10 protein-coding genes and 1 pseudogene are annotated in these 14,070 nt (G+C 70.9%); 5 read left to right on the top strand and 6 right to left on the bottom strand.

Features of this window, described 5'->3' with window-relative positions; all coding sequences use genetic code 11:
• The 3 genes and pseudogenes from ABTX78_RS11665 to ABTX78_RS11675 all read right to left on the bottom strand — a co-directional run.
• A pseudogene (locus tag ABTX78_RS11665) lies at window positions 1-80 on the bottom strand (hypothetical protein); the annotation flags it as partial.
• A 219-nt stretch (window positions 81-299) separates the two neighbouring features.
• Complete coding sequence (locus ABTX78_RS11670; protein ID WP_352206621.1) at window positions 300-1,085, bottom strand: sulfite exporter TauE/SafE family protein; 786 nt, start codon at window positions 1,083-1,085, stop codon at window positions 300-302.
• Window positions 1,086-1,095: 10 nt separating this feature from the next.
• Window positions 1,096-1,938, bottom strand: a complete 843-nt coding sequence (locus ABTX78_RS11675) for a putative protein N(5)-glutamine methyltransferase (RefSeq protein ID WP_352206622.1) — start codon at window positions 1,936-1,938, stop codon at window positions 1,096-1,098.
• Window positions 1,939-2,253: 315 nt separating this feature from the next.
• Between ABTX78_RS11675 and ABTX78_RS11680 the strand changes: the two genes are divergently transcribed.
• From ABTX78_RS11680 to ABTX78_RS11700, 5 genes are all read left to right on the top strand, one after another.
• Window positions 2,254-3,420, top strand: coding sequence for an NAD(P)/FAD-dependent oxidoreductase (locus ABTX78_RS11680; protein WP_352206623.1), 1,167 nt, complete (start codon window positions 2,254-2,256; stop codon window positions 3,418-3,420).
• A 1-nt stretch (window position 3,421) separates the two neighbouring features.
• A complete protein-coding gene (nirB, locus tag ABTX78_RS11685) occupies window positions 3,422-5,929 on the top strand; it encodes a nitrite reductase large subunit NirB (RefSeq protein ID WP_352206624.1) in 2,508 nt (835 codons plus the stop codon).
• Window positions 5,926-6,318, top strand: a complete 393-nt coding sequence (gene nirD, locus ABTX78_RS11690; RefSeq protein WP_352206625.1) for a nitrite reductase small subunit NirD — start codon at window positions 5,926-5,928, stop codon at window positions 6,316-6,318. Before nirB ends, nirD begins: the two co-directional genes overlap by 4 nt.
• Window positions 6,319-6,452: 134 nt before the next feature.
• On the top strand, window positions 6,453-7,379 hold the full coding sequence (locus ABTX78_RS11695) for an oxidoreductase (protein WP_352206626.1): 927 nt from the start codon (window positions 6,453-6,455) through the stop codon (window positions 7,377-7,379).
• 484 nt (window positions 7,380-7,863) lie between these two features.
• Window positions 7,864-9,021 (top strand): alkaline phosphatase PhoX, encoded by a 1,158-nt coding sequence (locus ABTX78_RS11700; RefSeq protein ID WP_352206627.1) that lies wholly within the window; start codon window positions 7,864-7,866, stop codon window positions 9,019-9,021.
• 62 nt (window positions 9,022-9,083) lie between these two features.
• Here ABTX78_RS11700 and ABTX78_RS11705 read toward each other — a convergent pair whose 3' ends face one another.
• From ABTX78_RS11705 to ABTX78_RS11715, 3 genes are all read right to left on the bottom strand, one after another.
• Entirely contained in the window at window positions 9,084-10,076 is a 993-nt protein-coding gene (locus tag ABTX78_RS11705) for an ArsR/SmtB family transcription factor (protein WP_352206628.1), read from the bottom strand.
• A gap of 542 nt (window positions 10,077-10,618) precedes the next feature.
• Window positions 10,619-13,336 carry a pyruvate, phosphate dikinase gene (ppdK, locus tag ABTX78_RS11710; protein WP_352206629.1) on the bottom strand — a complete coding sequence of 906 codons (2,718 nt, stop codon included), beginning with the start codon at window positions 13,334-13,336 and terminating at the stop codon, window positions 10,619-10,621.
• A 543-nt stretch (window positions 13,337-13,879) separates the two neighbouring features.
• On the bottom strand, window positions 13,880-14,056 hold the full coding sequence (locus tag ABTX78_RS11715) for an HAD family hydrolase (RefSeq protein ID WP_352206630.1): 177 nt from the start codon (window positions 14,054-14,056) through the stop codon (window positions 13,880-13,882).
• Between the last annotated feature and the right edge of the window lie 14 nt (window positions 14,057-14,070).

Genomic DNA, 14,070 nt, shown 5'->3' on the forward strand with positions numbered 1-14,070 from the left:
ACCGCGACCTTGCCGCCGATCAGGACGTCGGTGGCGCGGTTGATGCCGTCGACGAGCGAGTGGCGGCAGCCGTACTTGTCCTGCGCAGTCGGGCGAGCGGCTCGCAGGGCAGCTGACGGGGGACGGCCTGCCGTCCCCCGTCCCCGCCATGTCCCCGTTCCCGCCGGGCCCTCGAGTCCGCCGGGAGCGGGGACCTTTCACCCGGACGGCCGATGCGCACCACCGGCACGGGCGCCACACGGCCCTCGCGGTCCGGCCGGTGAGCGACCTGGATGGCGCCGCAGGCGTCCCGCCGTGGATCACGCCGTCCACTGGTCGAAGGCCAGCTTCGCGACCAGCGAGAAGACCACGACGAGCAGGACACCCCGCACGAACTCGCTGCCCTTGCGGAGCGCCGTGCGCGCGCCGAACATCCCGCCCGCCAGGTTGAACACCGCCATCAGCGCGGCCAGCTGCCACAGCACGGTGCCCTGGTAGGCGAACATGGCGAGGGCTCCGCCGTTGGTGCAGACGTTGACGATCTTGGCGGTGGCCGACGCGGTCACCAGGTCGAGATGGAGGACGGCGGTGAGCGCCAGCACCAGGAAGGTGCCCGTGCCGGGGCCGAACAGCCCGTCGTAGAAGCCGATGCCGCCGCCGACGAGGACGATCGCGGTGACCGCGCGGGCGCGGGTGACGGGCCGCTCGCCGTCGTCCGTACCCCTGCCGAACGCGGGCCGCAGCAGCACGAACGCGGCGACCCCCAGCAGCACGACCATGATCACGGGTCGGAGCACATCGCTGCTGATCCCGGCCGCGAAGAACGCCCCGCCCATCGACCCCGCCAGTGCGGCGAGGCCGATCCGTACGGCCGTCCGCACCGACACGGGGGCCTTGCGCACATAGGTGACGGCCGCGCCCGAGGTGCCGACGATGGCGACCGCCTTGTTGGTGCCGAGGATGTGCGCGGCCTGGACCCCCGGCAGGCCGAGCAGCAGCGCGGGGAGCAGCAGCAGCCCGCCGCCCCCGACGACGGCGTCGATCCAGCCGGCCGCGGCCGCGGCGAGGCAGAGGACAAGGAGCGTGGTCAGCGATATGTCGGGCACGTCCGCGACCCTACGAAGGAGATGGGTGTGACGTCCATCCATCTCTGCATGCTTGAGGGACCTCTGAGCTTCGGGTGCCGATGACGACGGTCGCGTACAGCTCGTCCGAGGTGGCCACCCGTGCGCCGAGCCCGTCCCGGGTGACGATCGCCGCCGCTCGCTCCGCCTGTCGCTCGCTCGTCTCGAACAGCAGCGAGCCGCCGGGGGCCAGCCAGGACGCGGCCTCGGCGGTCACCCGCCGCAGGACGTCGAGACCGTCGGCGCCGCCGTCGAGCGCCACCCGCGCCTCGTGCACCCGCGCCTCCGCCGGCAGCAGGTCGATCTCCTCGGTCGGCACGTAGGGCACATTGGCCAGCAGCACGTCCACCCGGCCGCGCAGCCGGGCCGGCAGCGGGTCGTAGAGGTCACCCTCGTACGCCAGGCCGCCGGCGGCGCGGACATTGCGGCGGGCGCAGCGCACGGCGGCGGGGTCGATGTCGGCGGCGTGCAGTTCGGCCCCGTCCAGGCCCGCGACGAGCGCCGCGCCGAGCGCCCCGGTGCCGCAGCACAGATCGACGACGACGGCTCCGGGCCTGGCGAGGGCGGCGGCCTGCTCGACGAGGAACTCGGTGCGGCGGCGGGGGACGAAGACCCCGGGGTCAACCGCGATGCGCAGACCGTGGAACCCGGCCCAGCCGAGGACGTGTTCCAGCGGCTGCCCTTCGATCCGGCGGCCGACCATGGCGGCGAGATCGGCGGGCGTCCGGGCGGTGGCGACGAGCAGTTCCGCCTCGTCCTCGGCGAAGACACAGCCCGCGGCACGCAGTCCGGTGACGATCGCGGACGGGGACAGAGGGGAAGGAGACAGCGACATGAGAGCCTTTCGGATACCGAAGGACGCTCTCCGGTCGCCTAGGCCGGTTGAACCGGTCCGGCCGAGGGACCACGGTGGGAGAGCACCCCGCCTGGTGCAGCAGCGGTAATGGGTCTCACCTCCTCGGTCGGTCCACTGATGTGGAGACCGCAACACTACCCGACCTGCCCCGACGCGCACGTGCAGCCGAGCACAGTGCCCCGGACCCACCGGGCCCCGGCCTCACAGGGGGGACCGGGCGGCGCTGAGGGCAGCGTTCCCGGTGGGAAACAGGGGAGCACCTGACGGGTAACAACGGACCCGCAGGCTGCGGACATGGCTACAGAGACCGTGGTGATCGGCGGCGGGACGGCGGGTGCGCGAGTGGCGCACCGGCTCGTCACGGCCGGTGTGCCCGTCACCGTGCTCGGCGAGGAGACCCACGCGCCGTACAACCGGGTGCTGCTCGCCGACGTACTCGCCGGGCGCTACGGCCCCGAGGTGATCAGCCTGCCCGACATCCCGGTGCGGCGCGGCGTGCGGGCGGTGTCGATCGACCGGGAGCGGCGGCTCGTGCACTGCGCGGACGGCACGGCGACGCCGTACGACCGGCTGGTGCTGGCGACCGGGTCGAACCCGGTCCTGCCGCCGCTGCGCGGCCTCGGCGGTGAACTGCCCGACGGAGTACACCCGTTCCGTACGCTCGACGACTGCGCGGCGCTGTCCGCCGCGGTGCGACCTGGTCTGCACGCGGTGGTCGTCGGCGGCGGGCTGCTCGGCGTCTCCGCCGCCCGCGCCCTCGCGGCACGCGGCGCCCGGGTGGTGCTCGCCCAGCAGGGCGAACACCTGATGGAACGTCATCTCGATCCGGCCGCCTCCCGGTTGCTCCGTACGCACCTCGAAACCCTGGGTGTGGAGGTGCACACGGAGTGCCGCGTTCGGGGCCTGCGCGGCACGGCCGTCGAGCTCGCCGACGGCTTCGTGCTCGACTCCGACCTGGTCGTCCTCGCCTGCGGGGTGCGCCCCCGGGTCGGTCTCGCCGCCGAGGCCGGACTCGACGTCCGTACGGGCGTCGTCGTCGACGACCGGCTGCGCACCTCGGACCCGTACATCCACGCCGTCGGTGACTGCGCCGAGCACGACGGGCGCGTCTACGGTCTCGCCGGTCCGGCGCTCGACCAGGCCGACGTCCTGGCGTCCGTCCTCACCGGACAGGCCGCGCGCTACACCGGCACGCGCGCCCTGACCCGGCTCACGCTGTCCGGGCAGGGGCCTTTCGACCTGGCCGCGTTCGGCGAGACCAGCCCGCTGCCCGGCGACGACGTCGTGCGGCTCGCCGACGCCACCCGGGGCGCGTACCGCAAGGTCGTCGTCCGCGGGGACCGGCTCGTCGGCGGAATCCTGCTCGGCGATCTCACGACCGTCGGCGAACTGGCCCGTACCTGGGAGGGCGACGAGCCGCTCCCCTCCACCCCGCTGTTGCACCTGCTTGGAGGCTCCTGAGATGTCCACCCCCACGATCGTGGTCGTCGGCCACGGGATGGTCGGCCAGCGATTCCTCGAGGCACTCGCGGAGCGCGGAACGACCGGACGCGCACGGATCGTCGTGTTGTGCGAGGAGCCGCGGCCGGCCTACGACCGGGTCCGGCTGACCTCCTACTTCGACGGCCGTACTCCTGATGAACTCGCCCTCGCCGACGCGGACTTCATGGAACGGAACGGCATCGAGCTGTACCTCGACGACCCGGCCGAGAGCGTCGACCGGACCGCGCGCACGGTCACCTCGCGCGCCGGACGGACGTTCACCTACGACACGCTCGTCCTCGCCACCGGCTCGTACCCGTTCGTACCGCCGGTGCCGAACAAGGACGCCGAGGGCTGCTTCGTCTACCGCACCATCGAGGACCTGCTGGCGATCGAGGAGTACGCGAAGACGGCCACCACGGGTGCCGTCGTCGGCGGCGGGCTGCTCGGCCTGGAGGCGGCGGGAGCGCTCAAGGGACTCGGTCTCACCACGCACATCGTGGAGTTCGCGCCCCGGCTGATGCCGGTCCAGGTCGACGAGGGCGGCGGCGCCGCCCTGCTGCGCACGATCGAGGGCATGGGGCTCACCGTCCACACGGGCACGGGCACCCAGGAGATCACCGTCGACGGCACCGGCGCGGTCAACGGCATGGCCCTGTCGGACGGTTCGGTCCTCGCGACCGATCTGGTCGTGTTCTCCGCGGGCGTCCGGCCGCGGGACCAGCTCGCCCGGGACATGGGCCTGGAGGTCGGCGCACGCGGCGGCATCGTGGTCGACGGGCAGTGCCGCACCTCCGACCCGGCGGTGTTCGCCATCGGCGAGTGCGCGCTCGCGGCGGACGGCCGGGTGTACGGACTGGTCGCGCCCGGGTACGAGATGGCCGAGACGGCGGCGGGCGCACTCGCCGGTGAGATCGGGGTGTTCACCGGCGCCGACATGTCCACCAAGCTCAAGCTGCTCGGTGTGGACGTGGCGTCCTTCGGCGACGCGCACGGCGCGGCGGAGGGCTGCCTGGACGTCGTGTACTCCGACTCCCGCTCCGGGGTCTACAAGAAGCTGGTCGTCGGCGCCGGCGGCGAGTTGCTCGGCGGAGTCCTCGTCGGGGACGCCGAACAGTACGGTCTGCTGCGCCCGCTCACCGGAAGCGTGCCGCCGGTATCCCCCGAGCAGCTGGTGCTGCCCGCCGGTGCGGGTGCCCCAGTGGCGCTCGGCCCCTCGGCCCTCCCCGACGACGCGGTCATCTGCTCCTGCCACAACGTCACCAAGGGCGAGATCTGCGCCTGCTCCTCGCTCCCCGAGGTCAAGAAGTGCACCAAGGCGGGTACGGGCTGCGGCAGTTGCGTCAAGGTCATCGGACAGCTGCTGCCGCAGTCCGGCGAGAAGGGGCTGTGCGGCTGCTTCGGCCACACCCGCAGCGAGCTGTACGAGATCGTCCGCACCCTGCGGCTCACCTCGTACGCCCAACTGCTCGACTCGCACGGCCGCGAGGAGGCGCGCGGCACGGACGGCTGCGAGATCTGCAAGCCTGCGGTGGGGTCCATCCTGGCGTCGCTGGAGGGCGGTTACATCCTGGACGGCGAGCAGGCCGCGCTCCAGGACACCAACGACCACTTCCTCGCCAACCTCCAGCGCAACGGCTCGTACTCGATCGTGCCGCGCATCCCCGGCGGTGAGATCACCCCGGAGAAGCTGATCGTGATCGGCGAGGTGGCGCGGGACCACGGCCTCTACACCAAGATCACCGGCGGTCAGCGCATCGACCTGTTCGGCGCACGCGTCGACCAGCTCCCCGAGATCTGGGCCCGGCTGGTGGACGCGGGCTTCGAGTCGGGGCACGCGTACGGAAAGGCGCTGCGTACGGTCAAGTCCTGTGTGGGGCAGACCTGGTGCCGCTACGGGGTGCAGGACTCGGTCCGCATGGCGATCGACCTGGAACTGCGCTACCGCGGCCTGCGCTCACCGCACAAACTCAAGTCCGCGGTCTCGGGATGCGCGCGGGAGTGTGCGGAGGCGCAGTCCAAGGACTTCGGCATCATCGCCACCGCGAGCGGCTGGAACCTGTACGTCGGCGGGAACGGCGGCGCGACTCCGCGCCACGCCGACCTGCTCGCACAGGACCTCTCGGACACCGAACTGGTCCAACTGATCGACCGGTTCCTGATGTTCTACATCCGTACGGCGGACCGGCTGGAGCGGACGTCGACCTGGCTGGAGCGGCTGGAGGGCGGCCTGGAGCATCTGCGGGACGTCGTCGTCCACGACTCGCTCGGGCTGTGCGACGAACTGGAGGCGCTGATGGCGCAGCATGTGGCGGGCTACCGCGACGAGTGGGCCGAGACGCTCCGCGACCCGGACAGGCTGCGCCGCTTCGTCTCCTTCGTGAACGCCCCGGACACCCCGGACCCGTCGGTGCGCTTCGTCCCCGAGCGCGGGCAGATCAAGCCCGACCTCACCTTTCTCACCCTGGAAGGGGCCGGTTCCCGATGAGCGTCCAACTACTGCTGTGCGGCGAGTGGTTCACCGTCTGCGAGGAGTCCCGGCTGACCCCGGGACGCGGCATGGCGGCGCTGCTGCCGGACGGCCGGCAGGTGGCACTGTTCCTGGACCGCGCGGGACGGGTGTACGCCATCGACAACCGCGACCCCTTCGCCGGGGCCCAGGTCCTCTCCCGCGGCCTTCTCGGTTCGTCGGCGGGCGCGCCCTTCGTCGCGTCCCCGCTGCTCAAGCAGCGTTTCGACCTGGCGACCGGCCGCTGCCTGGACGACGAGGACGTCTCGGTGCGGGCCTATGAGGTACGGCTGGACGGGCCGCCGTCGGGAGGGGCGGAGGATGTGGAGCCGCAGCTCACGGAGAGCGTGCCGGCGGGTGGCGCCTGACATCCGCTGACACGGGAGCGGCCCGGGGCCCCGATACCGGCGCCGGCAGTGGCTCCCCGGCCCGGCGATTCAATACGCTGACGGCCCAGGGTCTTCACCACCGACCGGGGTCTTCACCACCGAGGGGCGCAGCGATGGCGGGCTGGAGCACCAGCGACATTCCGGATCAGCACGGGCGTACGGCTGTGGTCACCGGGGCCAACAGCGGTATCGGTCTCGTCACCGCGCGGGAACTGGCCCGCAAGGGCGCGCGGGTGGTCCTCGCGTGCCGCAGCGAGCCGCGCGGCCGGGAGGCGGAGATCGGCCTACGTGCCGAAGTGCCAGGCGCGGAGGTGGAATTCAGGCCGCTGGACCTGGCGGACCTCACCTCCGTACGCGACTTCGCGGCCTCGTACCCGTACGACCGGCTCGATCTGCTGATCAACAACGCCGGTGTGATGGCGCTGCCCCACTCGGTGACGGCCGACGGCTTCGAGACGCAGTTCGGCATCAACCACCTCGGGCACTTCGCCCTGACGGGCCTGTTGCTGCCGAAGCTCCTGGAGACACCGGGCGCCCGGGTGGTGAGCCTGTCGAGCTTCATGCACGCGATGGCCAACATCGACATCGGCGATCTCAACAGCGAGCGCCGCTACAGCCCGTGGACCGCCTACTCCCGCTCGAAGACGGCGAACCTGCTGTTCGTCCACGAACTGGCCAGGCGGCTGGGCGCGGCGGGCTCCGGGGTCGTGGCGGCCGCCGCCCACCCCGGTTACGCGAACACCAACCTCCAGGCGGCCGGGGCACGGATGGCCGGTCAGAAGACCAAGGAAGGGTTCATGCGGACCGGCAACCGGATCTTCGCCCAGTCTGCCGCCTCCGGGGCGCTGCCCACGCTGTACGCGGCCACCGCGCCGGACGTCCGGCCGGACTCGTTCACCGGCCCGAGGATCCTGGGGTGGCGGGGTGCGCCGGCTCCCTCGTGGCGGCTCTCGTGGTCGAAGAACGACGTGGCCGGGGAGCGGCTGTGGGTGGCGTCGGAGCAGCTGACCGGGGTGACGTACGAGGGCCTCAAGTCCTGAGCCCCCGCGGACACGTCCCGGAGCCCCGCTCCCGCCCGTCCTCACGGCCGGGACGGTGGACCGCGGCCCGGGGAGCCGTGTCTCCACCTCCGGCGGCGCTCTGACGGATTGGCTACGCGGCGCGTCAAGGTCCGTGAGGGCCGGCGGCCCGGGCGCAAGGAACACGACTAGACGTCAAAGGGCGCGAAAGAGCCGCCCGCACGCGGAGGGTTCCCGAGCGGAGTGATCCGCACGGTGACCGTCCTCTCCACGCCCACGGCCCCTGGCTCCGCGGCCCGTCGGGTCCGCCGGGTCCGCCGGGGCCGTTCCGACGAGGTCCCCAGCCCGTCCCGACGAGGCCACCTGCCGCCCAGCCCGCATTTCGACCGCTGCAGGTCACCAGCCGTTGACGTTCCGTCAACTCCGCGCACCTAGGTTCCATCAGCGCGCGACCCCGCTGCGCCGACCGGTGCCGCGGGGCGGTCCCCCCCCATTGGAGCGATACGTGGAACGTCGCAACTTCCTGCGTGGAGCGGTCATCGGCACCTCGGCAGCCGCCCTCGGCGGCACCCTGTGGCGCGGTGCGGCCGTCGCGGATCCCGCGCAGCCGGGCCCCGGTCCCTACGGCGCACTCCGGCCGGCCGACGCCAACGGCATCCTCCTGCCCAACGGGTTCACCAGCAGGGTGATCGCCCGTTCGGGACAGAAGGTCGGCTCCACCTCGTACACCTGGCACAGCGCGCCGGACGGCGGTGCCTGTTACGCCGACGGCACCGGCTGGATCTATGTCTCCAACTCGGAGATCAACCCGTCCGGCGGCGCGAGCGCGGTCACGTTCTCCTCGACGGGTGCGATCATCGGTGCCCGCCGCATCCTGTCCGGCACCCGGCAGAACTGCGCGGGCGGCAAGACCCCGTGGAACACCTGGCTGTCCTGCGAGGAGGTCAGCCTCGGGTACGTCTACGAGACGGACCCCTGGGGCGTGAACGCCGCCGTGCGCCGGGACGCGATGGGCAGGTTCAAGCACGAGGCGGCCGCGGCCGACCCGGTGCGCAAGGTGGTCTATCTGACCGAGGACGAGACCAACGGCTGCCTCTACCGCTTCATCCCCACCACGTGGGGCAACCTCTCCTCCGGCACCCTCCAGGTGCTCAGGGCCGGTACGGCGACCTCGGGCAGCTACACCTGGGCCGATGTCCCCGACCCGGACGGCTCGCCGACAGCGACCCGCAGCCAGGTCTCGGGCTCGAAGAAGTTCAACGGCGGCGAGGGCTGCTACTACGCCGACGACAAGGTGTGGTTCACGACCAAGGGCGACAACCGCGTCTGGCAGCTGAACCTGGCCGCCGGCACCTACGAACTGGCCTACGACGACTCGCTGGTGAGCGGTGGCGCGCCGCTGACCGGCGTGGACAACGTCACCGGCTCCTCCTCCGGGGATCTGTTCGTGGCGGAGGACGGCGGCTCCATGGAGATCTGTGTGATCACCCCTGACGACGTGGTCGCGCCGTTCCTGCGGATCAACGGCCAGTCCTCGTCGGAGATCACCGGCCCGGCCTTCTCGCCGGACGGCAGGCGGCTGTACTTCTCCAGCCAGCGCGGTACGAGCGGGTCGTCCTCGGGCGGCATCACCTACGAGGTGACGGGTCCCTTCCGCACCTAAGACCTCTCGTTCGGCTCCTGCCGGGCCCGCGTGAATCCTCGCCGTCCTGCCGCCCGCGGGCCTCAGCCCGCGGCCTCCGCCGGTGCGCCGCCCCTCAGCAGGGCGGCGCCCAGCGGGGTGAGCGTGTGCAGGACGGCGTTCCCGTGGCGCAGGGTCAGCACCAGACCCGCGTCCCGCAGGACCGCGGCGTGCTGGCTGGCGGAGGCGAGCGACACCCCTGCCCTGCGGGCCAGTTCACTTGTGGTGCAGCCGTACCGTATGGCCTGGAGCACGGCGGAGCGGGTGTGGCCGACCAGCCGGCCGAGGGAGGGGCCGCCGGCGTCCCCGAAGGCCGGGTCGGGGGTGTGCTCGGCCGCGTAGACGAGGACCGGCGGCAGCGACGTGTCGCGGTAGACGACGGGATTGCCCCGGCAGAAGAACGACGGCTGGAGCAGCAGGCCCCGGCCGTCCAGGTGCAGATCGCGGTCGACGGGATAGTCCGCCTCCAGGACCGGGGCGCGCCAACGGAGCACCGGGGGAAGCGAGTCGAGCAGTTCGCCCGCGCCTCCGTCGAGCAGCGCACGCCCCCGCACGGCGCGGTCCGCCTCGACCCTCGCCTGGATCTGCGGCCAGTAGGGCTCGATGGCGGCACGGTGGTAGCTGCGGAGCACCGACACGAGCCGGACGAGCGGCTCGGGCCGTCCCTCGGCGAGGGCGGCGAGCCGGCCCGTCAGCTCCGGAGCGGGGGCGCGGCCGGCGGCCACGAGTCCCAGTTCCGTATACAGTCGTGCCGGCGATGTGGCACGAATCACTTCGAGTCCGGAGTCGAGTCCGAGGCTTCCTTCCGGAGGCGTCAGAAAGTCGGGGAAATAGCCCCGCGTCGGCACCAGAGCGGCCAGCAGACTTGTTTCACCATTCAACCTGGCCCGCGTTTCCGAGCGCCATTCCCCGAACATCAGCGCACGTCGGCGCTCTCTCAATCGATGAAAGCTGAGAATCGTTTCCCACAACACATCCGGTTTCGTCGCCATCCGCACTCTGGCGAGGTCGTCACCGGTGAAATGGATACGAAGCACTGAACCCCCACTGTTGCACCCGCAATCGGCCCCGATCACCGAGTATGCATGCAATCACAGCCGGTTACCACGGTGTTTCAGCCACAGTTGAAATGTCTCGCCGCAGCCGGGTGCGAACCGAAAGGCTGTACGGCGTCGGACAGGAACCAACTGTCACCGATGGACACAGTGAAGGCCGTGGGGGGCTTTGCGTGTCCGGCGGCGGGCGACAGTCGGTGCGGCTCCCTGCCCGGCGTGGGTAATGGGGCGCGGTCGGCGGATGGGGATCCGCGGGCCGCGCCCCGCCCGTTGTTTGCTGAACCAATGGCGGAAATTCACCGGCCGACAACATCCGCAATTGCTCAGGGACTTTGTGAAAGTGCTGAAAGAAGGGACGGCCCGGCGGGGCCGTGCAGGCACAGCAGAAGGGGCGGGCGCCCCGCACAAGGCGCCCGCCCCTTCTCGGTGTTCCGGAGCCTCCACCGGGTCGGTGAGGGTGGGATGCCGGCTCCCCCACGGGCGCCGGCAGGCGCCCGCGGAGGACCGGTGTCGGCTCCGGCGTCCTAGCGGGAGTCGCTGCCCTTCGAGACGGCCGCCGCACGGCCGGCCTCCAGGCGCGCCACCGGGATACGGAACGGCGAGCAGGACACGTAGTCGAGGCCCACCTCGTGGAAGAAGTGCACCGACTCGGGGTCGCCGCCGTGCTCACCGCAGACACCGAGCTTGAGGTCCGGGCGGGTGGCCCGGCCGGCCTCGACCGCGCTGCGGACGAGCGAGCCGACGCCGTCCTTGTCGATGGTCTCGAACGGGGAGACCCCGAAGATGCCCTTCTCCAGGTACGCGGTGAAGAACGAGGCCTCCACGTCGTCGCGGGAGAAGCCCCAGACCGTCTGTGTGAGGTCGTTGGTGCCGAAGGAGAAGAACTGGGCGGCCTCGGCGATCTGGCCGGCCGTCAGCGCGGCACGCGGCAGCTCGATCATCGTGCCGATGGTCAGCCGCAGGTCGGTCCCCGTGGCTGCCTGCACCTCGGCGATGACCCGGTCGGCCTCCTCGCGCACGATCTCCAGCTCCTGGACGGTGCCCACCAGCGGAATCATGATCTCGGCGCGCGGGTCGCCCTTGGCGTTCTTGCGCTCGGCCGCGGCCTCGGCGATCGCCCGTACCTGCATGGCGAACAGACCCGGAATGACCAGACCGAGGCGTACGCCGCGCAGGCCCAGCATCGGGTTCTGCTCGTGGAGCTTGTGCACGGCCTGGAGCAGCCGCAGGTCGTTCTCGTTGTGGTCCTTGCGGGCCTCGGCGAGCGCGACGCGCACCGACAGTTCGGTGATGTCCGGCAGGAACTCGTGCAGCGGCGGGTCGAGCAGCCGGACGGTGACGGGGAGTCCGTCCATCGCCTCGAACAGCTCGATGAAGTCCTTCTTCTGCAGCGGCAACAGGGCGCCCAGCGCGTTCTCGCGCTCGTCGTCGGTGTCGGCGAGGATCAGCTTCTCGACCATCTCGCGGCGCTCACCGAGGAACATGTGCTCGGTGCGGCACAGGCCGATGCCCTGGGCGCCGAACCGGCGGGCGCGCAGCGCGTCCTCGGCGTTGTCGGCGTTGGCCCGCACGCGCAGCCGGCGCACCCGGTCCGCGTAGGCCATCACGCGGTGCACGGCGGCGACCAGTTCGTCGGCGTCGTCCGCGCCTGCGTGCATCCGGCCCTCGAAGTACTCGACGACCGGGGACGGTACGACCGGCACCTCGCCGAGGTAGACCTTGCCGGTGGAGCCGTCGATGGAGACGACGTCGCCCTCCTCGATGACCGTTCCGTTCACGGTCATCCGGCGGCGCTTGGTGTCGACCTCGAGCTCCTCGGCGCCGCAGACACAGGTCTTGCCCATGCCGCGGGCGACGACGGCGGCGTGCGAGGTCTTGCCGCCGCGTGAGGTCAGGATGCCCTCCGCGGCGATCATGCCGTCGAGGTCGTCGGGGTTGGTCTCGCGGCGGATGAGGATGACCTTCTCGCCCGAACGCGACCACTTCACCGCGGTGTAGGAGTCGAAGACCGCCTTGCCGACCGCGGCACCCGGGGACGCGGCGATACCGCGGCCGAGGAGTTCCGTCTTCGCCTGGTCGTCGAAGCGGGGGAACATCAGCTGGGCGAGCTGGGCGCCGTTGACCCGCTGGAGGGCCTCGGCCTCGTCGATCAGCCCCTGGTCGACGAGCTGGGTGGCGATGCGGAACGCGGCGCCTGCGGTGCGCTTGCCGACGCGGGTCTGCAGCATCCACAGCTGGCCGCCCTCGATGGTGAACTCGATGTCGCACAGGTCCTTGTAGTGCGTTTCGAGGGTCTCCATGATCTGCATCAGCTGGTCGTACGACTTCTTGTCGATCTGCTCCAGCTCGGCGAGCGGGACGGTGTTGCGGATGCCCGCGACGACGTCCTCGCCCTGCGCGTTCTGCAGGTAGTCGCCGTAGACGCCCTGGTGGCCGCTGGCGGGGTCACGGGTGAAGGCGACACCCGTGCCGGAGTCGGGACCGAGGTTGCCGAACACCATGGAGCAGATGTTGACCGCGGTGCCGAGGTCGCCGGGGATGCGCTCCTGGCGGCGGTAGAGCTTGGCGCGGTCGGTGTTCCACGACTCGAAGACCGAGCGGATCGCGAGGTCCATCTGCTCGCGGGGGTCCTGCGGGAAGTCGCGCCCGGCCTCGGACTTGACGATCTTCTTGAACTGCTTGACCAGCTTCTTCAGATCGGCGGCGTCCAGGTCGGTGTCGACCGTGACCTTCTTGGCGGTCTTGGCGTCTTCGAGTGCCTCCTCGAAGAGCTCGCCGTCGACACCGAGCACCGTCTTGCCGAACATCTGGATGAGGCGGCGGTAGGAGTCCCACGCGAAGCGCTCGTCGCCGGCCTGCTGGGCCAGGCCCTCGACCGACTTGTCGGAGAGGCCGATGTTGAGGACGGTGTCCATCATGCCGGGCATGGAGAACTTCGCACCCGAACGCACCGACACCAGGAGCGGGTTGTCCGCCTGGCCGAGCTTCTTGCCCATCTTCTGTTCGAGGGCGTCGAGGTGCGCACTCACCTCGTCTCGCAGGGCCGCCGGCTCCTCGCCGCTGTCCAGGTAGACCTTGCACGCCTCGGTCGTGATGGTGAAGCCCGGAGGGACGGGCAGGCCGAGGTTGGTCATCTCGGCGAGGTTCGCACCCTTGCCGCCGAGGAGGTCCTTCAAATCCCTGTTGCCCTCGGTGAAGTCGTAGACGAACTTCGCTACGTGGGGATCTTTGTTTTCCGACACGGGTCTCGACTCCTCGAGGACGCGGTGGCTGCCCTGACGGCCAGGAACATACCCAGATCGAAGGCGCCTGGGTACGTCCACTTGGCCGTCATACGGCCGTAACCGCTCGTCCGCCACCAGATCGAAAGTGACCGGGCAGCCGGCGCGCGATCGGCAACCTTTCAAGCCCTGAACGCATCAGCACTCTCGGCGACGAAAATGCTGCGAACCATCAACGGAGAGCGATGATTTTCGCGATCGGGTGAACCCATGAGGGGTGGCACTCGGTGCCACCCCTCCGAGAGGTGCAGTCGTCACCAAATCGCTCATCTGAGCGGCACCCCAATCAAGGGTGGTGAGAATCACGCGGCCGAAGACCGTCCGGTCCCATCATCCGGACCCGCGTGACACGCCGCAACACATCGGCTCAGCGCCTCCGGGTCCACGTCCTCAAGGCTCTCGGCGACGACCCGACCTGCTGATTCGGGCACCGGCAGCAACGACGGCACCAATAGCACCGGGCACCCCGCGGCCTGCGCCGTGGCACTGCCGTCCGGCGAGTCCTCAACCGCCACACAGGCCCCGGGGTCGGCCCCTCAAGCGCTCGGCCGCCGCCTGATAGTGGTCCGGGCGCGGCTTGGTCCGCGCGGCGTCGTCGGCGGACAGGGTGAAGGAGAAGGGCACCTGCGCCACACAGTGGACGACCAGCCGTGGCGAGGCGCTGATCAGGGCGAACGACACATCGAACCGTTCCG

It is taken from the genome of Streptomyces sp. NPDC096193 (assembly GCF_040302905.1).
Lineage (GTDB): Bacteria > Actinomycetota > Actinomycetes > Streptomycetales > Streptomycetaceae > Streptomyces.